The following is a 1,649-nucleotide window of genomic DNA, read 5'->3' on the forward strand; positions in this document are numbered from 1 at the left end:
AGCGCGCCGAAGTCGTCCTCGGCGATCTTGCGCAGAATGCGGCGCATGATCTTGCCCGAGCGGGTCTTGGGAAGACCGGGCGAGAACTGGATCTTGTCAGGCGTGGCGACAGGACCGATCTCGTTGCGCACATGCTTGATGAGTTCTGCCCGCAGCGCATCGTCACCCACCTGCCCCGCCATCAGCGTCACATAGCAATAGATGCCCTGACCCTTGATGGAATGCGGATAGCCGACGACGGCCGCCTCCGAGACCAGATTGTGCGACACCAGCGCCGATTCGACTTCTGCCGTGCCCAGCCTGTGGCCCGAGACATTGAGAACGTCATCCACACGTCCGGTGATCCAGTAATAGCCATCCGCATCGCGGCGGCAGCCATCGCCGGTGAAGTACTTGCCCTTGTAGGTGGAGAAATAGGTCTCAACGAAGCGCTGGTGATCGCCATAGACCGTGCGCGACTGACCCGGCCAACTGTCGACAATGCACAGATTGCCATCGGCTGCACCTTCCAGCACCTTGCCCTCGGCATCTACCAGTTGCGGCTGCACGCCGAAGAAAGGTCGCGTGGCCGAGCCCGGTTTCAGGTCGGTCGCCCCCGGCAAAGGCGAGATCAGAATGCCGCCAGTTTCCGTCTGCCACCAGGTATCGACAATCGGGCTCTTGTCCTCGCCCACCACGTGGTAATACCACTCCCAGGCTTCCGGGTTGATCGGCTCGCCGACCGTGCCAAGAAGGCGAAGGGACGAGCGCGAGGAACGCTTGACGAACTCGTCGCCCGCGCCCATCAGCGAGCGCAATGCGGTTGGGGCGGTGTAGAAGATGTTGACCTGATGCTTGTCGATGACTTCCCAGAACCGGCCCTGATCGGGAAAGTTCGGCACGCCCTCGAACATGACGGTGGTGGCGCAATTGGCAAGCGGTCCGTAGACGATGTAGGAATGGCCTGTCACCCAGCCGACATCGGCGGTGCACCAGTAGATATCGCCATCGTTGTAATCGAAGACATATTCATGCGTCATCGACACATAGACCAGATAGCCGCCGGTCGTGTGCAGCACGCCCTTGGGCTTGCCGGTGGAGCCTGAGGTGTAGAGAATGAACAGCGGATCTTCCGCCTTCATCTTTGCCGGTTCGCAATGGGGTTTTACCGAGGCGACTTCCTGATGGTACCAGAGGTCGCGGCCCGGCGCCCAGTTGGTCTTGCCGCCGGTGCGGCGCACCACCAGCACCTTGTTGACGATGACATGCTGGCGTGCGGCGATGTGGATGGCCTTGTCGGTATTTTCCTTGAGCGCAATCGGCTTGCCGCCGCGCACGCCCTCGTCGCAGGTGATGACGAAGGTGGACTCGCAGTCCACGATGCGGCCCGCCAGCGCATCGGGTGAAAAGCCGCCGAACACAACCGAATGCACCGCGCCGATGCGTGCGCAGGCCAGCATCGCATAGGTGGCTTCGGGGATCATCGGCATGTAGATGGTCACCCGGTCGCCCTTCTTGACGCCGTGCTTTTTCATCACGTTGGCCAGACGGCACACCGCATCGTAAAGCTGGTTATAGGTGATCTTTTTGTCGATATAGGGATTGTCGCCTTCCCAGATGATCGCCGTGCGCTCGCCATGGGTCTTCAGATGCCGGTCGATGCAATTGTA

The 1,649-nt window shown here is 60.8% G+C and carries 1 protein-coding gene; it reads right to left on the reverse strand.

Features of this window, described 5'->3' with window-relative positions:
• Positions 1-1,649 (reverse strand): acetate--CoA ligase (acs, locus tag ASF69_RS14805; RefSeq protein WP_062588794.1); only part of this gene is annotated, 1,649 nt, incomplete at both ends.

The organism is Rhizobium sp. Leaf311 (assembly GCF_001423445.1).
In the GTDB taxonomy this organism is placed as follows: Bacteria; Pseudomonadota; Alphaproteobacteria; order Rhizobiales; family Rhizobiaceae; genus Agrobacterium.